The 23,564-nt window shown below is 59.8% G+C and carries 20 protein-coding genes and 1 pseudogene; 8 read left to right on the top strand and 13 right to left on the bottom strand.

Translation table 11 applies throughout. The features are described from left to right. The 6 genes from E0L15_RS09300 to E0L15_RS09275 form a co-directional block, all read left to right on the top strand. A partial coding sequence (locus tag E0L15_RS09300; RefSeq protein WP_168125372.1) for a PD-(D/E)XK nuclease family protein occupies positions 1-2,456 on the top strand: 2,456 nt, incomplete at its 5' end. Next, a complete protein-coding gene (gene addA, locus E0L15_RS09295) occupies positions 2,446-6,006 on the top strand; it encodes a helicase-exonuclease AddAB subunit AddA (protein ID WP_168125371.1) in 3,561 nt (1,186 codons plus the stop codon). The genes E0L15_RS09300 and addA, both read left to right, overlap by 11 nt. Positions 6,007-6,114: 108 nt before the next feature. Beyond that, positions 6,115-6,315 carry a 50S ribosomal protein L31 gene (gene rpmE, locus E0L15_RS09290; protein ID WP_087231297.1) on the top strand — a complete coding sequence of 67 codons (201 nt, stop codon included), beginning with the start codon at positions 6,115-6,117 and terminating at the stop codon, positions 6,313-6,315. A gap of 106 nt (positions 6,316-6,421) precedes the next feature. Next, positions 6,422-6,928, top strand: coding sequence for a flavin reductase (locus E0L15_RS09285; RefSeq protein ID WP_087231300.1), 507 nt, complete (start codon positions 6,422-6,424; stop codon positions 6,926-6,928). Between the two features lie 219 nt (positions 6,929-7,147). Beyond that, complete coding sequence (hflX, locus tag E0L15_RS09280) at positions 7,148-8,437, top strand: GTPase HflX (protein ID WP_168125370.1); 1,290 nt, start codon at positions 7,148-7,150, stop codon at positions 8,435-8,437. Positions 8,438-8,443: 6 nt separating this feature from the next. Further along, a complete protein-coding gene (locus E0L15_RS09275) occupies positions 8,444-9,070 on the top strand; it encodes a YigZ family protein (protein WP_168125369.1) in 627 nt (208 codons plus the stop codon). On the opposite strand, the gene E0L15_RS09270 is transcribed toward E0L15_RS09275, so the two are convergent. After that, complete coding sequence (locus E0L15_RS09270; RefSeq protein WP_168125368.1) at positions 9,048-9,704, bottom strand: TIGR01906 family membrane protein; 657 nt, start codon at positions 9,702-9,704, stop codon at positions 9,048-9,050. The two genes, E0L15_RS09275 and E0L15_RS09270, sit on opposite strands and share 23 nt — an antisense overlap. Positions 9,705-9,905: 201 nt before the next feature. Here E0L15_RS09270 and E0L15_RS09265 point away from each other — a divergent pair, with 201 nt between their 5' ends. After that, complete coding sequence (locus tag E0L15_RS09265; protein ID WP_168125367.1) at positions 9,906-11,171, top strand: MFS transporter; 1,266 nt, start codon at positions 9,906-9,908, stop codon at positions 11,169-11,171. A 60-nt stretch (positions 11,172-11,231) separates the two neighbouring features. Here the strand turns inward: E0L15_RS09265 and E0L15_RS09260 are convergent, their stop codons facing one another. The 9 genes from E0L15_RS09260 to E0L15_RS09220 all read right to left on the bottom strand — a co-directional run bounded on the left by E0L15_RS09260 (position 11,232) and on the right by E0L15_RS09220 (position 19,072). Beyond that, positions 11,232-11,918: an ABC transporter ATP-binding protein gene (locus tag E0L15_RS09260; RefSeq protein WP_168125366.1), complete on the bottom strand. Its 687-nt coding sequence runs from the start codon at positions 11,916-11,918 to the stop codon at positions 11,232-11,234. Between the two features lie 6 nt (positions 11,919-11,924). Then, the gene (locus E0L15_RS09255) at positions 11,925-13,088 is read right to left on the bottom strand and encodes a hypothetical protein (RefSeq protein WP_168125365.1); all 1,164 of its coding nucleotides are present in this window, start codon (positions 13,086-13,088) and stop codon (positions 11,925-11,927) included. Between the two features lie 3 nt (positions 13,089-13,091). After that, entirely contained in the window at positions 13,092-15,104 is a 2,013-nt protein-coding gene (locus E0L15_RS09250) for a hypothetical protein (protein WP_168125364.1), read from the bottom strand. Between the two features lie 770 nt (positions 15,105-15,874). Next, on the bottom strand, positions 15,875-16,360 hold the full coding sequence (locus tag E0L15_RS09245; RefSeq protein ID WP_168125363.1) for a hypothetical protein: 486 nt from the start codon (positions 16,358-16,360) through the stop codon (positions 15,875-15,877). Positions 16,361-16,480: 120 nt separating this feature from the next. Further along, the gene (locus E0L15_RS09240; RefSeq protein WP_168125362.1) at positions 16,481-16,879 is read right to left on the bottom strand and encodes a helix-turn-helix transcriptional regulator; all 399 of its coding nucleotides are present in this window, start codon (positions 16,877-16,879) and stop codon (positions 16,481-16,483) included. 194 nt (positions 16,880-17,073) lie between these two features. Next, positions 17,074-17,403: a hypothetical protein gene (locus E0L15_RS09235; RefSeq protein ID WP_243155454.1), complete on the bottom strand. Its 330-nt coding sequence runs from the start codon at positions 17,401-17,403 to the stop codon at positions 17,074-17,076. Between the two features lie 76 nt (positions 17,404-17,479). Beyond that, complete coding sequence (locus E0L15_RS09230) at positions 17,480-17,818, bottom strand: hypothetical protein (RefSeq protein WP_168125361.1); 339 nt, start codon at positions 17,816-17,818, stop codon at positions 17,480-17,482. A gap of 1 nt (position 17,819) precedes the next feature. After that, positions 17,820-18,119 carry a DUF2089 family protein gene (locus E0L15_RS09225; protein WP_168125360.1) on the bottom strand — a complete coding sequence of 100 codons (300 nt, stop codon included), beginning with the start codon at positions 18,117-18,119 and terminating at the stop codon, positions 17,820-17,822. Between the two features lie 101 nt (positions 18,120-18,220). Beyond that, positions 18,221-19,072, bottom strand: coding sequence for a LysR family transcriptional regulator (locus tag E0L15_RS09220; protein ID WP_168125359.1), 852 nt, complete (start codon positions 19,070-19,072; stop codon positions 18,221-18,223). A gap of 146 nt (positions 19,073-19,218) precedes the next feature. Here E0L15_RS09220 and E0L15_RS09215 point away from each other — a divergent pair, with 146 nt between their 5' ends. Continuing rightward, positions 19,219-21,792: an FAD-dependent oxidoreductase gene (locus E0L15_RS09215; RefSeq protein ID WP_168125358.1), complete on the top strand. Its 2,574-nt coding sequence runs from the start codon at positions 19,219-19,221 to the stop codon at positions 21,790-21,792. Positions 21,793-22,042: 250 nt separating this feature from the next. Here E0L15_RS09215 and E0L15_RS09210 read toward each other — a convergent pair whose 3' ends face one another. The 3 genes and pseudogenes from E0L15_RS09210 to E0L15_RS09200 form a co-directional block, all read right to left on the bottom strand. Then, complete coding sequence (locus E0L15_RS09210; RefSeq protein WP_168125357.1) at positions 22,043-22,426, bottom strand: NADH-quinone oxidoreductase subunit C; 384 nt, start codon at positions 22,424-22,426, stop codon at positions 22,043-22,045. A 19-nt stretch (positions 22,427-22,445) separates the two neighbouring features. Then, a complete protein-coding gene (gene hypE / locus E0L15_RS09205; protein ID WP_168125356.1) occupies positions 22,446-23,447 on the bottom strand; it encodes a hydrogenase expression/formation protein HypE in 1,002 nt (333 codons plus the stop codon). A 6-nt stretch (positions 23,448-23,453) separates the two neighbouring features. Beyond that, a pseudogene (locus E0L15_RS09200) lies at positions 23,454-23,564 on the bottom strand (hydrogenase formation protein HypD); the annotation flags it as partial.

The following is a 23,564-nucleotide window of genomic DNA, read 5'->3' as shown; positions in this document are numbered from 1 at the left end:
TGTACGGCCCTCTACCTGACCCTTGGACAGTGGAATGCCCTGTGACCCTGGCCCAGGCCGCCACCCCCCGGCAGGAGGTGGAGTGGGCCGCCAGTGAGATCGTGGCTTTGTTGCGCACCGGGAAGGTGCGGTGCCGGGACATCGTGGTGTGTCCCCGGCGGCTGGAGGGGTACGGGGAGCTGGTGGAGAGCGTCTTTGCCCAGTACGGCATCCCCGTCTACCTCAGCGCCATGGAGGACGTGCTGCGCCACCCGGTGCTGGCCCTGGTCACTTCGGCTTTGGCGGCGGCTGCCCAGGACTACCCCTATGAGGAGCTGTTCCGCTACCTGAAAACCGACCTCACTCCCCTGACCCGGGAGGAGCGGGACACGCTGGAGAACTACGTTCTCACTTGGAACATCAAGGGAAGCCTGTGGACCCGGAAAAAGCCCTGGAACATGCACCCCCAGGGGTACGGCCTCACCTTCTCCGAGGAGGACACCGCCCTGGTGCAGCGGCTGGACAATCTACGCCGCCAGGTGATCGCTCCTCTGGAGCGGATGCGTAAGTGTCCCGACCAGACCGGGGCCGGGCGGGCCCAGGCCCTCTATCAGCTGTTGGAGGACATCGACCTGCCAAAACGCCTGGAAGAGCGGGCGGCCAGCTTGGAGCGCCGGGGCGACCTGAACACCGCCGCCCAGTACCGCCAGCTGTGGGACATTGTGGTGGGTGGCCTGGAGCAGTGCGCCCTGCTGCTGGGGGATACCCAGCTGGAGATGGAGGAGTTTGCCCGCCTCTTCGCTCTGGTGCTCAGTCAGTACGACGTGGGAGCTATCCCTGTGTCCCTGGACCGGGTCACGGTGGGCGAGGCCACCCGCATGGCCCACAAGGAGTGCAAATACCTGTTTTTCCTGGGGGCGGACTCCACCGCCATCCCCAGCTGTGCCCCCGCCGCCGGACTCTTCTCCGACCAGGACCGGGAGGCTCTGGCGGCCCTGGAGGTGGAGCTGGCCTCCCGGCAGGAGGAGCAGCTGCGCCGAGAATTGACCATCGTGTACGAGACTTGTTCCCGCCCCACCCAGGGGCTGTATGTCAGCTACGCCCAGCAGGACGGGGCGGGGCAGGAGCGGGGGCCCAGCTTCCTCTATGAGCGGCTCACCCAGCTGTTTCCCACTGCCCGACACGGCGACCCCGCCGATGTGTCCTGCCGTCTGGCCGCCCCAGGCCCCGCCTTAGAGGCGGCGGGACGAGTGGGGCAGGTGCGGACGGTGTTGTCCCAGCTGCCGGATATGCGGGACCGGGTGCAGCGGCTCCAGGAGGCGGGACAGTGGCGGCGCGGCCGCCTGTCCCCCCAGGGGGTGCGCACCCTGTACGGAAAGGCGGTGCCCATGTCCGCCACCCGGCTGGACCTGTACCAGTCCTGTCACTTCTGCCACTTTCTCCGGTTTGGCCTCAAGGCCCAGCCCCGGAAGCGGGCCAAGTTCGCCCCCTCCGACTACGGCACCTTTGTCCATGCGGTGCTGGAGGAAGTGCTGGGCCAGCACCCCGCCCCGGAGCAGTGCCGGGCTCTGGCCAAGGAGGCGGCGGACCGCTATGAAACCGAGGTGCTCCAGGGCCTGGAGGACGAGACTGCCCGGTTCCGCTGGCTCTTCGACCGCATGAAGCAGTCGGTGCTCACGGTGGTGGACAGCGTGGCCGGGGAGCTGTCCGCCTCCCGGTTCGTCCCCGTGTGGCTGGAGCTGGGCTTCGGCAAAGGGGAGCAGCTGCCCCCGGTGGAGGTGGAGCAGGACGGCATTACCCTGCGTCTGTCCGGCTTTGTGGACCGGGTGGACAGCTGGGAGCACGAGGGAAAGCGCTACCTGCGGGTGGTGGACTATAAAACCGGAAAGAAGGCCTTCGACTTTGCGGAGGTGGAGGACGGGCGGGGCTTACAGATGCTCCTCTACCTCTTCGCCCTCAGCCGCAACGGTGAGGCACTGTTTGGAGACCAGACCCTTATCCCCGCCGGGGTGCTGTATGTGCCTGCCCGCACCGCCCTGGTGGATGGCAGCCGCAACACCGACCCTCAAGCGGTGGCCCAGGAGCAGGAGAAACAGCTGCGCCGCCAGGGGCTGGTGCTGGATGATCCGGCGGTGATTGACGCCATGGAGGAGGCTCCAGACGGCAAATACCGCTATCTGCCCATCAACTCCCGCAACCGGGACTGCCTGGTGAACGAAGAGCAGATGCGGGAGCTGGACGAGTATGTCACCCAGGTACTGCGCCAGGCCGCCAGCCAGGTGGCGGTGGGCAACATTGACGCCGACCCCTATTGGCGGGACGCCCAGCACAACGCCTGTCAGTGGTGTGAGTTCCGCTCTGCCTGCCACTTTGAGGAGTGCTTAGGGGACACCCTGCGCCGGAGACGGAGTAAGCGGGCGGTGGAATTTTGGAATTGGATGAAGGACCGAATGGGAGGTGGAGACGATGGCAATTGAACTCACCCGCCAGCAGCAGGCGGTGGTGGACAACCGGGGGGGTGACCTGCTGGTGTCTGCGGCCGCCGGTTCCGGCAAGACCCGGGTGTTGGTGGAGCGTCTGATGCAGCGCATCGAGCAGGGGGAAGATGTGGACCGCTTTCTGGTCATCACTTTCACCAACGCCGCCGCCGCGGAGCTGCGGGACCGCATTGCCGCCGCCATCCATGCCCGGCTGGCCCAAAGACCCAACGACCGGCACCTGCGCCGCAATGCTACTCTAGTCTATCAGGCCCAGATCTGCACCATTGACGCCTTCTGTCTGGACTTTTTGCGCCAGTGGGGCCACCTGGCGGGGCTGGACCCGGACTTCCGTCTGTGCGACCAGGGCACCGGGGAGGAGCTGCGCCGAGAGGCCCTGGAGACAGTGCTGGAAGGGCGGTACGCCAACATTGCAAACGACCCAGGCTTCCAGGCCCTGGCCGACAGCATGGCCGGGGACCGGGACGACCAGACCCTGGAGTCGGTGATTCTGGATATCCACGCCAAGGTGCAGAGCCAGGCCAGTCCCCTGGACTGGCTCATGGAGCGCAAGGCGGACTTTGATTTGAGCGGGGAGACCGCCCCGGAGGACACCCCCTGGGGCAAGCTGCTCCTCTCCGATGCCCAGGAGCTGGCCCAGTATTGGGCCCACACCCTGCAAGGGGTGTTGCAGGAGCTGGAGGAGGACCCCATTTTGTGGAACAACTATGGAGGCACCTTGGGTACCACCATTTACGGCCTGGAGCGGGTGCGGGAGGCCCAGGGCTGGGATGAGTTGGCCCAGGTCTTGCAGCAAGTGGCCTTTGAGCGCCCCAAGGCCAAGCGGGGCGATTGCGATGAGGCCCTGAAAGAGCGGGCCAAGGGATTGCGGGAGAGCTGTAAAAAACAGCTGGAGAAGCTGAAACAACGCTTCCAGGTCACCGGGGCGGAGGCCATGGAGGATCTGCGGGCCATTGCTCCCGCCATGACCGCCCTGTTGGACGTGGTGGCGGAGTTCGACCGGGCCTTTGTGGCCCTCAAGGGCCGACACCGCCTCATTGACTTTGCCGACGGGGAGCACCGCACCGCCGCTTTGCTGACAGATGGGGAGGGGAATCCCTCTCAGCTGGCCCTGGAGTGGCGCAAGCGGTATGTGGAGATCATGGTGGACGAGTACCAGGACACCAACGGGGTGCAAAACGCCATCTTTGATGCCCTGTCCCAGGGGGACAACCTGTTTCTGGTGGGAGATGTGAAGCAGTCCATCTACCGCTTCCGCCTGGCAGACCCCACCATCTTCCTGGACAAGTACCGTCGCTTTGCCCCCTGGGAGACCGCAGAGCCGGGGCAGGGGCGCACCATCCCCCTGTCCGCCAACTTCCGTTCTCGTCCGGAGGTGCTGGACGCTACCAACTTTGTCTTCCGCAACGTCATGACCCAGTCGGTGGGGGAGCTGGACTACGATGAGAACCAGGCCCTGCGCCACGGGCGGCAGGATTTGCAGCCCGACCCCCAGTATGCCACCGAGCTTTGCTGTGTGGACTTGTCCCAGCTGCCCGACCAGGAGGACAAGGTGAACAAGGACCTGGTGCAGGCCCGGCTGGTGGCCCGGCGGATGAAGGAGCTGCTGGCCTCGGGGCTTCCCATCGGGGACCGCCCCCTGCGCCCCGATGACATGGTGATTTTGCTCCGCTCCCCCGGCTCCACCCTGCGGTGGTATGCCGCCGCCCTGGACGAGGCGGGCATCCCCTGGAGCGCCGAAGGGGGGAGGGAGTTCTTCGGCACCACCGAGATTTCGGTGGCCATCTCCCTGTTACAGGTGGTGGACAACCCCCGGCAGGACGTGCCCCTGCTGTCCGTCCTCCGCTCCCCGGTGTTGGGATTCTCCCCGGACCGCCTGGCCCAGCTGCGGGCCGGGTGCTCCGGCTGTTTGTATGAGGCGGTGGAGGCGGGGGCCCAGCGGGAGGAGGCGGACTGCGTGGCCTTCCTGTCCCTCTTGGGGGAACTGCGGGCTCTGGCCGCCGAGGAGAGCAGCCACAAGCTGCTGTGGTACATCTACCAGCGCACCGACCTGCCCGCCATCTTCGCCGCCATGCCCCAGGGCGGGGCCCGCAGAGCCAACCTCATGGCCCTGTATGAGGAGGCCAGGCGGTTTGAGTCGGGCGGGCACAAGGGCCTCATGGCCTTTCTCATCCACCTCACCCGCCTGGCGGAAAACGGCCTGCCCGTCCCCGTGGAGGGGGAGAGCGTGGGGGGCGTGCGCATTCTGTCCATCCACCGCTCCAAGGGCCTGGAGTTCCCCGTGGTGTTCCTGTGCGGCTTAGAGCACCAGTTCAACACCGAGGACACCCGGTCCACCATCCTCTTCCACCCGGATTTGGGCCTGGGGCCCAAGCGGGTGGACCGCCAGCGGATGCTCCGCTACTCCACCATTGCCCGGGACGGGGTGGCCCTGCGTTTGAGCCAGCAGCTCATCGCCGAGGAGATGCGCCTTTTGTACGTGGCCATGACCCGGGCCGAGCACAAGCTCATTCTATTCACCAGCGTCAACGGCAAGAATTTGAAGCTGGACAAGCTGGCGGCCCAGGCCCAGTGCCCGCCGCCGCCCCGGCAGGTGGCGGGGGCCTCCTGCATGGCCGAGTGGGTGCTCACCCCCGCTTTGTGCCGGGAGGACAGCCAGCCCCTGTGGGACGAGCTGGGCCTCCAGCGCCCGTGCAGCGCCTCCCAGCAGGGGTACCGCTGGGACGTGAAGCTGCTCACTCCCACCCAGGAGGATGCGGCTCGGGTGGGCCCCCTGGAGATGAGTGGAGAGGCAGAGCAGGGGGTGGAGCTGCCCGCCGGGTGGCAGGACGCCCTCACCTGGACCTATCCCCACCAGGTGTCCGCCCAGATGCCCTCCAAGCTCACCGCCACCCAGCTAAAGGGGCGGGACAAGGACGCCGAGGCAGCCCAGGACGGGGTGGAGTTCGCCCCCGCCAAGCCCACAGTGACCCTGCGCCGCCCGGTGTTCCAGGGCCAGCGGCCCCTCACCCCCGCCCAGCAGGGCACCGCCCTGCATATGGTGATGCAGTATTTGAACTTTGACCGCACCCATACCCTGGAGGAGATTCAGGAGGAGATTGCCCGGCTGGTGGCGATGCAATTTATCACCCCCCAGCAGGGGGAGGCGGTGGACCCCGGGCGAGTGCTGGCCTTCTTCCAGTCTCCGTTGGGACAGCGGCTGGTGGCCTCGCCCCAGATGGAGCGGGAATTTAAATTTTCCATGCTGGTGCCCGCCGCCGACTACTACCCCAACGCCGAGGCGGGGGAGGAGGTGTTGCTCCAGGGTGTGGTGGACTGCTGGTTTGTGGAGGAAGACGGCACGGTGACGGTGCTGGACTTCAAGACCGACCGGGTCAGTGAGGCCACGGTGGAGCAGCGGGCCAAGGAATATCGCCCCCAGCTGGAGGCCTACAGCCGGGCTCTGTCCCAGGCTCTGGAGCGGCCCGTGGGCCGCTGCACTCTGTGGTTTTTCAGCCTGGGGGAAGAAATCAGCTGGAAAATAAAATAATTTGAAAAAGCCCTTGCTTTTTTTCCCTAAGCGTGGTAAGATACATGTTGCGTTTACATGGAGTCATTGGGCTCCTGGACTTATTTTCGAAAGAAAGAGGTGAATTCCATGAAGGAAGGCATCCATCCCAACTATCAGCAGACCACTATTACTTGCGCCTGTGGCAACGTGATCGAGACTGGTTCTACTAAGAAGGACATTAAGGTGGAAGTCTGCTCCAAGTGTCACCCCTTCTACACCGGTAAGCAGAAGATGGTGGACACCGGCGGACGTGTCAGCCGCTTCAACAAGAAGTTCGGTTTGGGCTAATCTTATGGTTTCTTTCAAGGAGACGTTGCAGTGTGCAACGTCTCCTTGTCTTTTTATGCAAAGGTGCATATAATGAAACTATCAAAGATACAAGGAGGCTACCATCATGTTGAAAAAAGTGGAACCCAAGGAGTTGGACTTTAACGTCTTTTCCGCCATTGGTGACCAGTGGATGCTCATTACCGCCGGGGACAAGGAGGACTGCAACACCATGACCGCCTCCTGGGGTGGCCTGGGCATCCTGTGGGGCAGCCCCATTGCCATTGCCTATATCCGGCCCCAGCGGTACACCAAGGAGTTTGTGGACCGTGAGGAGTATTTCACCCTTTCTTTCTTTGGCCCTGAGTACCGTCCTCAGCTGGCCCTGTGCGGGTCCAAGAGCGGCAGAGATGTGGACAAGGTGGCAGAGTGCGGCTTCACCGTGGCCACAGCAGCGGGGGACGCCCCGTATTTTGAAGAAGCGGACATGGTGCTGGTGTGCCGCAAGCGCATGGCCCAGCGCATGAATCCCTCCTACATCCCGGAGGACGTGCGGGAGAAGTGGTACCCGGAGGGAGATTACCACACCATGTACATCGGGGAGATTGTGGAGGCCCTGGTCAAACACCATTGAACGGACACCATGTGCCCGTTCAATGGTGGAGTGTTGCAGCCCACTGCGCGCAAGGCTTGCCCAAAGGACGGGCAAGCCTCACACTTGCGGGCTGAGAAGTGTTTTTCCCGATGCGCATGTCCTCGGGAAAAACGGGATTTCAATTGATTTCCCCGCCTGGGGGCGGGGAAACTCTGCCGAGGGCACGGTCCGAGCAAGACGAATGTTAGAGGAGTTTCTATGTTCGAAGATACACAAGTAAAAGAAATCAACCGAGCCATCCTGGTGGGGCTCAACGCCCCCAGCCTCACCAGGGAGGAGAACGCCACTGAGGAGACCCTGGAGGAGCTGGCGGCTCTGCTGGACACCGCCGGAGGCACCTGTCTGGGCACCGTGCTGCAAAATAGACCCAATCCTGAGCCCCGCACCTTCATCGGCGAGGGGAAGACCGCCGAGGTCAAGGAGCTGGTGGGCACCCTGGGGGCGGATATTGTCATCTTTGACAACCCCCTCTCCCCCTCTCAGCAGCGGGTGCTCACCGAGGAGCTGGGGGTGACGGTGATGGACCGGGCCGCCCTCATTCTGGACATCTTCGCCAAGCGGGCCCGCACCAGCGAGGGCCGCTTGCAGGTGGAGCTGGCCCAGTACAAGTATCTGCTGCCCCGCCTGACCGGTATGTGGAAGCACCTGGAGCGGCAGGAGGGCGCCATCGGCACCCGTGGCCCCGGCGAGACCCAGCTGGAGAGCGACCGCCGCCACATCCACCGGAAAATTGCCAAGCTGGAGGATGAGCTCAAGGACGTGCGCCGGGTGCGGGCCACCCAGCGGGAGCGCCGGGAGAAAAATGAGGTGCCGGTGGTGGCCATTGTGGGCTACACCAACGCCGGAAAGTCCACCTTGCTCAACGCCCTCACCGGGGCGGACATTCCCGCCAACAACCGCCTCTTTGACACCCTGGACACCACCACCCGGATGCTGGAGATCTCGGACACCTGCACCGTGCTCATCTCCGACACCGTGGGCTTTATCTCCAAGCTGCCCCACCAGCTGGTGGATGCCTTCAAGGCCACCCTGGAGGAGCTGACCTTTGCAGACCTGCTGCTCCACGTCATTGACACCTCCGACCCCCTGTGGCGGGAGCAGGCGGACGTGGTGGACCGGCTCATTCTGGAGCTGGGCGCCGCTGAGACCCCCCGCCTGGAGGTCTTTAACAAGTGCGACCTGGCCCCGGCGGAGATTCTCCCCCACGGGGAGGACATTGTGTCCATCTCCGCCCGCACGGGAGCGGGCCTGCCCCAGCTGCTGGAGGCCATTGGCCGCCGTCTGGACACCGGGGCACGCCGGGTCACCATCCACCTGCCCTACGACCAGGGAGGCCTGCTGGACACCCTGTACCGGGAGAGCAAGGTGGAGAAGGTGGACTACACTGAGACCATCGACGTGGTGGCGGTGTGTACCCCCAAGACCATCGGACGGCTGGGCCCTCTGGTGGAGGGGTGGAAGCCCCACAAAGAGGACTGGGAGGACTGAACCGACATGAGTGAATACCTCATCCCCACCCGGGAGGCCCAGGCCACCCTGGTGGAAAAGCGCTCGGAGTTCATCGGCCACGTGTGGCCCATTGAGACCGAGGAGGAGGCCCGGGCCTGCATCGAGTGGGCCAAGAAAAAGTATCACGACGCCCGGCACAACTGCTGGTGCTACATTGTCAAGGACGGTGCGGTGCGCTACTCCGACGACGGTGAGCCCCAGGGCACGGCGGGCCAGCCCATGCTGGGGGTATTCCAAAAAGAAGGAGTGACCAACGTGTGCTGCGTGGTCACTCGCTACTTTGGCGGTATTCTGTTGGGGGCCGGGGGCCTGGTGCGGGCCTATACCCAGGCCTCGAAAATGGCCCTGGATGAGTCGGGCATCTCGGTGGTGCGCCGATGGGTGGAAGTCACCGTGGACTGCCCCTATAACTTCTTCGAGCGGGTGAAGCTGGAGGTCACCGCCCTGGGTGGGGTGGTGGGGGATGTGGACTATACCGACCACGTCACCGTCCACGCTTTGCTGCCGGAGGGCCAGGAGGTGCCCTTCGGGGATAGAATCACCGAGATTTCCGCAGGCGGCTTTTCCGCTGTGGAAGTGGGGGAAGTTTTTAAACCCGTGCCTTTGGCCTGACGAAATCCCATACAATCATCCCGATACATCCCACCAGCAACAGCCCTAAAATCAAGAGGGCACAGTTGCGGAAAAATACCTGGGGCAGAATGAAGATAATGGGGTCGGTGTTGGGGTTGAAGAGCCAGTTGTCTTTGCCGGGGAAGAACAGGTGGTGAAAGACCACAAAGGCCCGGTCAAAGTCCAGGGCGGCCAGGCCGCCGATCACGGCGAAGCTGACCCCAAGCCCGGCCCCTGCCCAGAATCCGGGCCCACGGCCCAGAATGGGGGCACACCGGCGTTTTAGAAGGCGGGTGAGGACGAAGAGCACCACACACGCCGCTACACCCACAGCCAACAGCCGCAGGTCCAGCAAAAACAGGCTCCGCACGTCGGCAAAGTGGCTGGCCCCTTCCTGGGAATGGGGGAGGATGCCGGTGGAAAAGGTGTCGCCGCCGGTACAGTAGTCCATCATCTCGTTATAGGCCCGGCGGATTTCGGTCTCAGACAGGCCGATCTGTTCGGTGAGGTTCAGCGCGTCGATGTGGACATAGTAGAAGGAGCGGCATAAAATGGGGGCGGCAATGGCTCCGGTGAGCAGCACCAGGGCTGCCAGCACCGCCCACAAGAGAGTGAGTCGTTTACTGCGTTTCATGGGAGGACCCCTCCTTGGTGGATTCCCTGACAATATACCATTTCGGCGGAGCTGGAATGGTATATATGCCAAGTTTTTCGGTTGCCCCGTAAGGGGTGAGAAAAACGGCAATTGAAATCCTGGTATAATAGCCGTTGTGCGGCTATTATACCACGAAAGAGCGGGTTTTCCAATCGTATTGTTCTGCGAGAGAGGAGAGTTTTGAGTACCCCGTCTACGTTGTGGACCCGGGACTTCACCATCATCACATTGGGCAGTGTGGTGTCTATGGTGGGCAGTACCTTGTCCGGCTTTGCCATGAGTATCATGGTGCTGGACTACACCGGGTCCACCCTTTTATACGCAATTTTCAACATCTGTTTCCAGCTTCCGGTGCTGGTGGTCCCCCTGTTGGCGGGGCCCTACCTGGACCGCATGAGCCGGAAGAAGGTGATCTATCGGCTGGACTTCCTGTCCGCCTTTCTCTACCTGTTGATGTTCCTGCTCATGAGTCAGGGCTGGTTTAACTACCTGGTGCTGCTGGCCTTCTGCCTCATCACCGGGGCCATCAACAGCATGTATTCCGTGGCCTACGACAGTTTCTATCCCAACCTCATCACGGAAGGAAACTTCTCCAAGGCCTATTCCATTTCCAGCTTGCTCTGGCCTCTGGCGGCCATGACCGCCCCGCTGGCCGCCCTCATCTATGACAGTATGGGCAGTGTGCTGCCCCTGTTGGCCATTGATGCGGTGAGCTTTTTTGTGGCCGCCTGCTTTGAGCGGACCATTCGCTACCAGGAGACCCACATGGATAAGGCTGCCCCGGTGCAGAGCCAGAACCCCCTGCGGCAGTTCGGCGTGGACTTCAAGGAGGGCATGTCCTACATCCTCTCCGAGAAGGGGCTTCTGGCGGTGACGCTGTACTTCACCGTGAGCAACTTTGCCGGAAGCGGCGGCGGTACCCTGCACCTGCCCTTTTTCCGCAGCCACGCCTACCTCTATGCCATGTGGCCGGTGGCGGCGGTGACCCTGTATGCTATCGTCTCCAACGCGGCGGTGATCGGGCGGCTGATTGGCGGCCTCATCCACTACAAGGTGCATTTCCCCACCAACTGGAAGTTCCGCATCGCCTTGTGCGTGTATTTTGTGGTGGCTCTGAATGCGGCTATTGAGCTGTATCTGCCCATCCCCCTCATGGCCCTGGCCTTTTTCATCACCGGGGTGCTGGGGGTTACCAGCTACAACATCCGCATTGCGGCCACCCAGTCCTATGTGCCGGACACGAAACGGGCCCGGTTCAACGGTACCTTCCAGATGCTGTGCTCTCTGGGCGGTGTGGCGGGCACCCTCCTGGCCGGAACGCTGGCCGAGGGCATGGACGAGCGCCACGTCATCCTCCTGCTGGAGGCGGTGGACGTGGCGGCCATCCTGCTGTTTATGGTAGGGGGCCGGAAGTTTGTGGCCAAGCTGTATAATCGAGATCTATAAGATGAGCCCCCGGAAACGCAATATGAGTCGTTTCCGGGGGCTTTCCTTGTCTGTTAAAGGTTATTCCTCATGGGCCTGTTCTTGTTGCAACAGACGCCCATCCCGCAGTTCCAGCACAGCATCGGCCCGGGCGGCAATGGATCGATCATGTGTGACCACGATGACACACCGATCCTGCTCATGGGCCAGGCGCAGCAGCAAGTCGGTAATACTTTTGGTGTTCTCCTCATCCAGATTCCCGGTGGGCTCGTCGGCCAGAATGATCTCACAGCGGATGGCCAGCGTGCGGGCAATGGCCACACGCTGTTGCTCGCCGCCGGAGAGGTGGCTGGGGTACCGGCACCACTGGGTCGGACTCAGCCCTACTTGCGCCAACGCCTCTTGGGCCCGTTGAGCTGCCTCCTGCCGGTCTACCTTTTGCAGTCGCAGGGGATACATCACATTTTCCTGGGCGGTGAGCTGGGGGAACAGATTGAAGTTCTGATAAATCACCGCCGCATGGTCTCGGCGGAAGAGGTCACAGTCCATTTGGGTGGTGGTATCCCCCTGAAACGCTACCTGCCCCTGAGTGGGTAATTCTAGCCCCGCCAGCAGAGACAGCAGGGTGGTCTTTCCGCTGCCGCTCTTGCCCACAATGGCATAGAAAGAGCCCGGTTTGAAGTCATAGTTGAAGTCTTTCACAGCATGGACAGTCTCATGTTTCCCTTGATAGGAGAAGGAGACCTGCTCCGCTCGCAGCATCGCCATATGTCATCACTCCTGTTGTCTCAAAATCATGGCAGGTCGGGCCAGGACCGGGCGGATGGCCGCCGCCATTCCTCCTACCACATAGCACACCAAAAACAGCACCAGTGGAAGCCACTGCCGCCACAGGACGGCCGCCAGTCCGCAGCCAACCAGCGCAGGGAGGAGCAGTTCCACCAAAACAGTGGCCAGTAGCCCCATCCGGCTCAGTCCCTGTATCCGCATCAGCGCATAGCTGCGTCGAGCGCTGCGCACTGCCAGAAAGCTGATCAGCGCCCCCGCCAAAACCACCAGTACCAGTAGAATGGGAATGGTGTACTGGCTGCGGTGGATGTTTTGCTGGAGGGTGGCCAAAGTGCTCCAGTATTGCTGGTCATAGATGGTCAAGGCATAGGAATAGAGGGTATACCCACCTTGGATGTCTACTGGCTGGAACAAGCGCTTTACCCGGTCATACAGGGCCTGAATCTGCCGATTGTCCCGGACATAGAATTGCAGAGAATCACAGCTGACATAGTGAAAGCAATCCTCCATCAGCTTCTGGGTATAGCCCCAGGGCAGATACACGGTGGACGAGTCCCCGACGTGAACCCCCGCCACCGTCAGGGTCACCTCCTCTTCCACTGTCTCCGGGGACAGTGGGTCTCGCAGGAGGAGAGAAAGTTCCGTCTGTTCCTTCTCTCTTAGCTGCTGATACATCGTCTCCGACACCACGCACAACGGGCCCTGGGACCCGAAAAAGTCTCCCTGGGTTAGCCACAGCACTGGGGCCCCCATGGCCTCATCCAGAGCAGGAGCCAATTCCGGGTCGGTCAGCCCAATGACCTGTAGCTCCTGCCCCTGTCCCGCCTCCTGTTGACCGGGGGTGGCGTAAAACTCCTTGGTCATCTGTAAATCCCGCACATAGGCGGCGGCCCCGTCTTCCAAATCGGGGTCCGCCAGGACCTGGAGGTAGGTGGGGCTGATTCCTAGTCCGGTGGTGGAACTGCCCTGGGTGTTGCTCACCACGCACAGGATGTCAAAGCTGTCCTGTACCCGGTCCAGCTCCTGCTGCTGACGGTCCAAATAGCCCAACAGGTAACCTAGCAGCCCACAGCAGCCCAGACAAAACACAAAGGTCACCAGCAATAGCACAGGCCGTCGCAATAGCCGTTTCACAAGAAAGGGAGACATTTCTCATCCCTCCATCAGCTTTCTCGGCCGTTGCCGGCTCAAGTGCCAAGCCTGGAGAAGCATCACCAACGCCACGACCACCAAAGACAGCCCAGCCAGCAGCGCTGCGCCCTGCCAGCTGGAGGCGCTGCCCTGGGTCAAGCCCTCGCCGATGAGCTGGGTATCCAGCTGGGACGCGCTACTCATAGCGGTGGCAGAGGCTTGCTTCATGCTCACAGACAGGACCATATCCAGCACAGCCCGGTCCACTACCTGGCTGAGGGCCAGGCCTAACCCTGTGCACACGGCTACCAAAATGAGGCCGCTGCCCACCAGGTAACGGATGGCACGGCCCTTTCCAGCCCCCACAGAAATCATGATACCCAGGTTGCGCCGCTCTCCTACCTGGTACAAGACCAGGTAGAACAGCACAATCAGCACCCAGCCTGCCACGCAGGCTGCCATTAAGATTCGTGCGGCAGCTTGCAGCTGCTCCACGCCAGCCTGGACCTGGGTGTAGTTCTGATCGTCCACTAGCCATCGGCCCTCAGTGGTCTGACCTCCGGTGGCCTGCTGAAAGTCCTGGGCCGTACCGTTTTCCAGGACCACCGAAAGGTAGACACCCCCCACATCGCTCCGGTAGGCACAATCTGCCAAAGCCTTTGAGGGGGTAAACACCACATTGGGCGTCATGGCAAAGCTGGCGGCGCTGTCCCACCACTGGTCCTGACGGTAAATGCCCACCACCGTGAAGGTCTCCTCCTGGGTGGCAAAGCCGTACTGGCTGAGATAAGGACGGGTGGAGGGATTGTTCAGCTCCGTGCCGCCTCCGGCTACGTTTCTCTGCAAATACCCTGACGTGGCCAGGTACCCACCTAAGTTGGCGTATTCTTCATAATTCATCAAAGCCTCGTACTGAGAGAGGTTCAGCTCAGCCCCCACAGACAGGCCGGAGGCATGGGCCACCGCCTCGCTGATGACGCACACCGGAGCCCCGGTGTGATACTCCTCCTGGGTAAAGCTTCTTCCGCTTACCAGATAGCTGTCCCCCTGCTGGAAGGCATATACACTCTCCAAACAGTCGGTACCCATGAGAGGCACACTGTGCAGGGTGATCTCCATCTCATCACGGGTCTTTTGCCACAGTTCATGGTCGGGGTCAGAAAAGAATTCGTCTGCACTGCCCGAAATAGGGGCAAAGGACGGGAAGCGAGGCTCGATATCTCCGCTGCTCACAAAAGCATACGTTCCATCCTCTCGGAGGTAGGTGGCGGTCATGTCTACGCCGTCATCCACCTGTAAAGTGGGGGTGCGCCCATGCTCTTGTCCAGCAGTCTCATGGAGCTGGTCCAGCAGGGTGTGCTGTAGCCCTGCATCATATACCCCGTAGAAGACATACCGCTGGCCCACCTGCACACAGTCCTCCGGGTCCTCACTGACATACCGCAAGTCCAAGTCGATCTCCTGGGGAATGTCATAGGCCTCATGGGCGATAATGACCTGTTCTACCGCCAGCTTTCCACTGGTTTCCACTTCCGTGTAGGTGTGTACCTGTCCATCTAGCTCGGTGGTGTCCATCTCCTGGAGAGTACGGATAGTATCTGCTTGGAGGACTCGCCCCACCAGCATCACTTGGTTGTAAGGGGAATCCAAGTATGTGTTGTATGCCTTCTCGGTCTCCGCCGACGACACTGGGCGCAAAGAGGGACTATAGGCTGCCGTCAGTCCCCGGGCGTCCACCATGCGCACCTGGGGCATGGCGGAGATCTGCTCCAGCTCCTGCTGGGAGAGGACAGGGGCAGACAGAACCTCGCCCAAACCTCCGGCTGCCATGGACTGCTCCAGCTCCTCCATCTGTTCCTCGGTCCGCGTCAGGACGGCCACTGAGGTGAAGTGCTCGTCCATATAGCCCTGGAGCCCGATGACGGACCAGAGCACGCCGCTTCCCACGCACAACAGCAGAGCCGCAGCGGTCAGAGCCGCCAGCCACAAAACCGTGACACCTGGACGGCGGGTCAATCGGATTCTTCCTGTCATGGTATCCCCCTCTTTCCCGATTTATTTTGCTCAGCGTCCCTACAGTAGGAATAGCAGGAAACTCTGAACCGATGGACATGCGGTGACAGCGAAATTCTTCCACAAGTGTTGATCCAAATGTAAGAGGTACACAGTGTGTTTTTCTCAAAATTTGGATTACCCCAATAGATCTGTTTGCTGTTCAATCACAGGCAATCGGTTCAGAGTCCTATTAAATCTCTGATTTTGCGATCAACGTATTTCACTCAGAAGAAGTTGTGCTGTCCGCTGCTTATACCTATTCTGTGAAGTCAAGAAATTCAGGCTAAAACGGGTCGTAGCAGGGAGGGCCAGAACAGGGAATAGTTTCAATTCTAAAGTATCCACAAGATGCGCAAGAAATTCTGTATGTATGTGTTCCCTTTGACGAATTGTGGATACTTGAAAGGGTTCGCATAGAATGAGACTCATACTTAAAACTGTAATTTGTGGATAGCACGGCATGGCAATCATTACAAACTGTGCTAGTTTTGTAATCAACTTTATGTTGTGTCTCAGTATGCGGAGTGATTTGCCTGACCTCTCTCACAACCTTTGTAGACGTATGTGGACATGCGTAAGCCATGGCTGGGGTTAAAGAGGCAGCAATGATAGGAATGGCGAACATAGCACAGAACAGCAGCGAAAGAATCCGTATTCACAGTGTAGGACTTCATGGAGCACAAGAACTCATGGTCTTGCGGTAAATTTCTGCATTGTGTATCACTACTTTTTTGTAATATACCTATTTATTAGTAGTAGACAAAACCCATAATTTGAACAGACACATTGGAATTGTTCTGAAATGCCAAGTAATAGTTTCCTGTTTTGCTAATAATTATATTTTTTTGAATACTTCCATTTGCGCCGCTTACATAACGGAAGACTCCATCGGGTCCAACAAGACCGACTTGTGGTGATGCATTTTGGGGAGAATAGATAAAATTTAATTTAACTATTTCCCCAGACTCTAAGGAAAAAGCAGAGGTTGATTTTCTAAATTTTCCTGCATCTACAATAAGATCAACATGATTGGTGGCTCTGGTGGAGTCAACATAAAAGTCAAAGTTGTTAAGTGCAGATGGAAAATTAACTTGTTGTCCTGATAGTTGTGAGTACGGGACAGTATTCAAACAGTTTTGGGCCTGATGCCCTGCGGCTGAGGCTGCCATACTACATAAAAAAACTACACAAGATGAGAGAAAAAATACAAGAACTGTTTTCGAGATTTGGTTCATAATGTTCTCCATTGCAATTTTTAAATCTAGAATAATATCAATATGTCTACTCAATCAAGGTCAAAAGGTTGGTCTTCAGAAGGTGTCCCTCCGTTCGACATATCCTCATATCGTATAGTGTCATATCCATCGTTTTCCCTTTGAACGCGTTTGGCATTCCATAGCCAGACAGCTAGAAGGCACAAAAAAAACGAGACATAACGCAACGCAGCCGAAGTAAAGTGTTTTCTTGGAAATACGAACCATGTTTGTTTTCTGCGGTTGAGGGACGGGCTCTTGATGTACAGTTTCCATCTCTGGAGCGGTTTGTGTCAGGCTTTCTGCATCGCGGCCCACCAATTCATCCAGGGACACCCCGTACAGGCGGCTGAGCTCCAGCAGGTTCTCTGTGGAGGGGACAGAGCTGCCCACCTCCCAGCGGGAGATGGCCTGGCGGGACACGTTGAGACGCTCCGCCACATACAGCTGAGAGTATCCGTGCTCTTTCCGAAGCGCCGCTAATTTTTCTGACAGTACCATGTTGACACCTCAAATCTATCGGATATTGAACCAAAATGAAACCACATAGGGGTTGCATTCAGGCAAGTTTTGGTTGCAACCTCTAGTTTACATGCTCGTTGTACCTTTGTCCAGCAGAGAAAAGCCCCCGCCCTTTGGATAGCATTGTGCCATCCAAAGGGCGGGGGCTTTATTGATACGGCGAAACCAGCCACTCAATCCATTTCCACCAGAACATAGCCCACCGGGTCAAAGGGGGCAATGCTGCTCAGCAGTGCCTGAGAGACCTCCTCAAATGTAACGTCCTCCCGCTGGCTCAGCACGACATAGTGGGAATCCACTCGGGCGTTTAGTAGGGTTCCGGAGAGTTCCAGACGGTACGGGTATACCGTGCCCTCACATTTCCAGGTGCCGTCTTTCAGCTCCTGGTAGGTGACCATCACGCCGTCTTCTTCGCTGTCATAGGTCTTGACCACGTTGGAGGCGGAACAGCCAGCCAGCAAAACCAAACTCAGGGCCAGGCCCATCAACCATTGCTTTTTCATGGGGGACACTCCTTTCCTGGGTGGGGGCGGTTGCCCCTCAGATTCAAGTCCAGTGTATCCCATTCTGCGGGGGCCGTCAACCGTCCAGGTCTTGAATGTTCATCTTGTCCAGCTGTTTTTTCCGGCTGTACTTCTCCCGACAGGCAAAGTAGATGCCCAACAGCACCAAGGTGGGGATGTTGTACAGCAAAAACAGCAGGAGGGTGGGGAGAATCACGGCTCCAAGGGTGCTGTCCTGAGTGGGAATATAGAGAAATAGGGCACCGCCCAAGGTGACGCAGAGACTCAAAAGAAAGGTGAGACTGGGCAATACCAGCCCCGGCCAGCGGCTCTCCCGGCGGGAGAGGAAGATTTGCAGCAGAACGATGCCCACCAAAATGACCAAAAGCGTAATGGTATTCCAGGGGATATGCATGTTATTCTCCTCCTTGTTGTTTTTTGTACTGGGTGATGAGCAGCTTGGCAGTGTCAAAGTCCAGCTTATCCTGGAGGGCCAGCCGCTTGATGAGGGCGATGAACGGCTCGCCCTCCACTTGGTCGCTGAGTTGAATTTTCTGAATCAGTCGGTCCAGACGCAGCCGAACTGTAGGGTAGGTCACCCCATATTGACGGGCCATCTCCTTCAAAGACCCGGAGGAGAGGAGAAACTTTTTGATAAACACCAGGTCTTCCTCCTCCAGATTGGCCATCCACTCGGGCATGATGTCCAAAGCCACGAGGCATACCCTCCTTTCTTTAATAATATTGATTATATACTTCAATAAAATTAAAGTCAATATGAAAGTAAGAGCTGCCGCATCTGCGACAGCTCTTGGGTTTACCCCTGGAGAAAGAGCCGGATTTTCTCCTGTGGGTCGGTATTTTTTAAGTATACAATGTTAAATTCCCGGATAATGGGGTCTCCCTCCATCCAGAACTTGCCCAGCTGGGGGTCGCTGTCCGCCAAAGCCTCATAGACAAAGCTGACTCCCAGGTTTTGCTTCACTGCATCCAAAATCAGCTTAAAGGAGCTGATACAGATGTGGCGGTCAAACCGCTCCAGAGACTCGTTGTAGCCCTTGAGCTTCTGTTCCAGAATGGCTCGGGTGCCGGAGCCCGCCTCCCGGTGGATGATGGTGGCGGTGAGCAGCTCGGGCAGGCCCACCTTGCGGCCACAGAAGGGGTGGTTTTTGTGGCAGATGCCCACAAAGGGCTCCTGGCGGAACAACTGCCATTCAAAGTGGGTCTTGCTAAAATACCCCTCCACCACTGCAAAGTCCAGCTGGCCGTCGTCCAGCATTTGCAGCAGGTGCTCGGTGTTGTCCACAATGAAGGTGAGGGCGTGGTCCTGGCTGGTGAGGAAGCGGTTGACCCGGTGGTTGATGACGTAGTCCCCGATGGTCTTGGTGGCCCCCACCTTCAGCTCCAGTACGTGCTGATTGGAGAGTTTGCGCCGCACTTCCAGGTCGTTGTGCTTCACCGAGCGGGCATACTCCTCCAACGCCCGCCCCTGGGGGGTCTGAATCAGCTGCCGCCCGGCGTAGGTAAACAGACTGCACCCGTACTCGTGCTCCAGAAATTGAATGTGATGGGTGACGGCAGGCTGAGAAAGATGCAGAATTTGGGCGGTTTTGCGGTAATTCATCTCCTCACACAGGATGAGGAAGGTTTCCATTCGATAGTCCAGCATAGACATACCCCAGTTCTTTCATAGGTAAAGTGGGTGATTCAGAATTTGAATCGTTGTATCATTAAGTCGAATCAATTATATCATCGAAGGTATGGTATAATCAACACGCTTAATTCTGCGAAAAAATGAACAAAGGAGAGGGAGATATGAACGTGATCGTCATCGGCGGCGTTGCCGCAGGCACCAAGACCGCTGCCAAGCTCAAGCGTGAGAACCGGGACGCCAACGTCACCATCTACACCAAGAGCCAGGACATTTCCTACGCCGGGTGCGGCCTGCCCTACTATGTGGGCGGCAGCATTGAGACCCGGGACGAGCTGATCGTCAACACCCCCGCAAAGTACAAGGGCCTGACCGGGGTGGACGTGGTCACCGGTATGGAGGCCACCTCCGTGGACGCCAACGCCAAGACCGTGACCGTGCGCAACGTGGTGAGCGGTGAGGCCAACACCGTCAGCTATGACAAGCTGGTGGTGGCCGTGGGCGCTGAGCCCTTCGTGCCCCCCGTGGAGGGCGTGAACCGGAAGGGCGTGTACACCATGCGTACCCCCGACGACGCCATCGGTCTGCGTGCTTACGTGGACGACAACCACTGCCGCAACGCCGTGGTGGTGGGCGGCGGCTTCATCGGCCTGGAGATCGCCGAGAATCTCATGGCCAAGGGCCTGAACGTCACCGTGGTGGACATGGCCGACCAGCTGATGCCCAACATCTTTGACGCTGAGGTGGCCGACTACGTCCGCCGCAAGCTCCAGGGTAAGGGCATGCGTGTGCGCACTGGCACCGCCCTCAAGGGCATTGTGGGCACCGAGAAGGCCACTGGCGTGGACACCAGCGCCGGCGTGCTGCCCGCCGACGTGGTGGTGCTGGCCATCGGCATCCGTCCCGCCACCGGTTTTCTGGCTGAGTCCGGCCTGGAGATGGTGAAGGGCACCATCGTGGTGGACGACCACCAGCGCACCAACCTCAATGATGTGTACGCCGTGGGCGACTGCGCCATGGTGCACAACCGCATCACCGGCAAGGGCCAGTGGTCCGCCATGGGCTCCACCGCCAACATCACCGGCCGGTGCCTTGCCAAGAACCTCACTGACACCGATGCCCCCTACCTGGGCTGCATGGGCACCGGCGTGGTCCGTCTGGCCAACGACCTCAACGCTGGCCGCACCGGCCTGACCGAGGCTCAGGCCAAGGCTGAGGGCTATGACGTGGTCACCGTGACCTGCGTCACCGACGACAAGGCTCACTACTATGCCGACGCCTCCTCTTTTGTCACCAAGCTCATCGCCGACAAGACCACCGGCAAGCTGCTGGGTATCCAGGTGCTGGGCGGCGGCGCTGTGGACAAGATGGTGGATATTGCCGTCACCGGCATTGCCATGGGCGCCAAGGTTGCCGACTTCGACACCCTGGACTACGCCTATGCGCCTCCCTTCTCCACTGCCATTCATCCCTTCGTCCAGGCCTGCTACATCCTGGAGAACAAGATGTCCGGCGCGTTCGAGACCTTCACTCCCGCCGAGTACGCCGCTGGCGCTGCCAAGGAGTACCGCGTGCTGGACGCTCACCCCGCCGCCACTCTGCCCGGCGCCACTTGGGTGAACCTGTCCACCGTCAACGGCCCCATCGAGGGCACCAACCTGGACGACAAGCTGCTGCTGGTGTGCGCCAAGGGCAAGCGCGGCTACTTCCTCCAGAACCGCCTCAAGGCCCTGGGCTACACCAACACCCGCGTGTTGGAGGGCGGCGCCTTCATCAACACTGTGAAGATTTCCGTCCCCGGCACCGCTCTGAGCGCCGCTGAGATTAAGCGGGTGAAGGGCCTGGGCTGCCTCCAGGACAAGCGTTACCCCGACGTGTTCAACGTGCGTATCATCACCCGCAACGGTAAGATCACCGCCGACGAGCACCGTGCCGTCATCGAGGCCGCTGAGAAGTTCGGCAGCGGCGAGGTGACCATGACCACCCGTCTGACCCTGGAGATTCAGGGCGTGAAGTACGAGAACATTCAGCCCCTCATCGACTTTGTCAACGAGCGCGGCCTGCTCACCGGCGGTACCGGCTCTCTGGTGCGTCCTGTGGTGGCCTGTAAGGGTACCACCTGCCAGTACGGCCTGCTGGACTCCTTCTCGCTCAGCGACAAGATCCACGAGCGCTTCTACCTGGGCTACCACACCGTGACCCTGCCCCACAAGTTCAAGATCGCCGTGGGCGGCTGTCCCAACAACTGCGTCAAGCCTGACCTGAACGACCTGGGCATCGTGGGTCAGCGTGTCCCCATGGTGGACCTGTCCAAGTGCCGTGGCTGCAAGGTGTGCCAGGTGGAGAACGCCTGCCCCATCAAGGTGGCCAAGGTTGTGGACGGCAAGGTGATCATCGATCCCAACGAGTGTAACAACTGCGGCCGCTGCAAGGGCAAGTGTCCCTTCGGCGCTCTGGAGGAGTACACCGAGGGCTACAAGGTCTACGTGGGCGGCCGCTGGGGCAAGAAGGTTGCCCATGGCCACCCCCTGAGCAAGATCTTCACCAGCGAGGAAGAGGTTCTGGACGTGGTGGAGCGCGCCATCCTGTTCTTCCGTGACGAGGGCATCACCGGTGAGCGCTTTGCCGACACCATTGATCGTCTGGGTATGGAGTATGTGGAGGATAAGCTGCTCAACCAGGCCATCAACAAGGAAGCCATCCTGAACAAGACCGTTAAGGGCGGCGCAACCTGCTAAGGAGAGAGAAAGAGAAATGAAGAGAGAGACAACCCATAAAGTGACTCCCCCCTGATGGTGGTCAAGAAGGCCTTCCCCATGTTCATTCTGTGGTTCGTGGTCATGGCCGGCCTGAACACCTTCGGCTTCTTCTCCGAGGTGGGCATCGACGTGCTGGGCAGGTACCTGTTCGCCGGGTACGTGGGCTAATCTCCAATACAAAAAAGGTTCCATCCGCTGGGATGGAACCTTTTTTTGTTGCTTATAAGAGTTATTCTATATTGTTTTCTTTGCGCAGCACCTCGATGGGGGTGACGGTGATCTGCCCCTCGCCGCTGAGCAGGTTGTCCGGCATAAACAGCCGCTGGCTGCAATCCAGACCCTCAAAGGTGATGGGGACCAGCTCCGCCACGTCCCGCTCCGCCCACTGGGCGGCGGCGTCGTAGATGTGGGAGATGGTGGGCACGGTGGCGTGGCCCCGCACCTCGTAGCTCAAAACATTGGGGCCGTCGTCGTAGTCGTAGGTGACCACGGGGGTGCCGTCGTTTTCAATGTGTCCGTGAATCATGATGAGCAGCCGCCCCGCCTGGCGCATCTTCTCTGCGGTGGGTACGATCTCTTCGGGCTGAATTTGAATTTTTTCATTGGTCTGCATGGTGACATCCCCTCACTTTTTAACAGATTCTCGGCAACTGTGCGCCGGATAGCTTGGATAACACACGGTGGGCTCCAAAGACGGTTTTCAGTACCGCCCGGCCCGGGAATTGGGTGGTGATGGAGCCGATGATGGCGGAGTTCTCGCCGCCGGGAGTGCGGTGTAGGGCCTCCAGCACCGCCGGAGCGGTCTCGGGGTCCACCACCGCCAACAGCTTGCCCTCGTTGGCGCAGTACAGGGGGTCCAGCCCCAGAAGGGCACAGGCGGCCTCCACCTGGGGCCGCACGGGCACGGCGTCCTCCTGCACCTGGGCACACAGGGGGGTGCCCTCCACAAACTCATTGAGCACCGTGGCCACGCCGCCCCGGGTGGGGTCACGCAGCACCCGCACGCCGCCCGCAGAGAGAGCCGCAGCGGCCAGCTGATTCAGAGGCATACAGTCAGAGACCAGTTCATCCCCCTGGAGCATCCCGCTTCGAGCCAGCATCACGGCGGTGCCGTGGTCGCCCACGGTGCCGCTGACCAGAATTTGATCTCCCTCCCGGATGGCCTGGGGGGACAGCCCCGGCCATTTCACTTCCCCAATGCCGGAGGTGTTCAGGTAGATTCCATGGCCGTGGCCTCGTTCCACCACCTTGGTGTCTCCCGTGACCACCTGCACCCCACAGGAGGCGGCGGTGGCAGCCAGAGAGGTGATGATGCGCTTTAAATCTTCCACCGGGAAGCCCTCTTCCAAGATTATGCCCAGGCTCAGATATTTGGGCACCGCTCCGCACATGGCAAGATCGTTGACGGTGCCGCACACGGCCAGCTTGCCAATGTCCCCGCCGGGGAAGAAGATGGGGTCAATGACAAAGCTGTCGGTGGAGAAGGCCAGGGGGCCGTTTACATCCAGCAATGCCCCGTCCCCCAGAGGGGCCAGGTGGGGATTTTGCAGGGCGGGGAGGAGCAGCTCTTCAATGAGCTGTGCGGTGCGGCCTCCGCCGCTGCCGTGGTCTAAGGTGATATATTGTGGTTCCATCGCGGGTCATTCCCTTCCGTAGAGATAGGCGGCGGCACAGGCTCCCTCCCCGGACACCATACACGGCCCCACCGGGTTGTCCGGGGTGCATACTTTGCCGAACAGAGGGCACTCACG

Source organism: Pseudoflavonifractor sp. SW1122, from assembly GCF_012027765.1.
GTDB classification, from domain to species: Bacteria; Bacillota; Clostridia; order Oscillospirales; family Oscillospiraceae; genus Enterenecus; species Enterenecus faecium.
The sequence above is the reverse complement of the archived record's forward strand: the minus strand, read 5'-3'. Positions and strand labels throughout refer to the sequence as shown.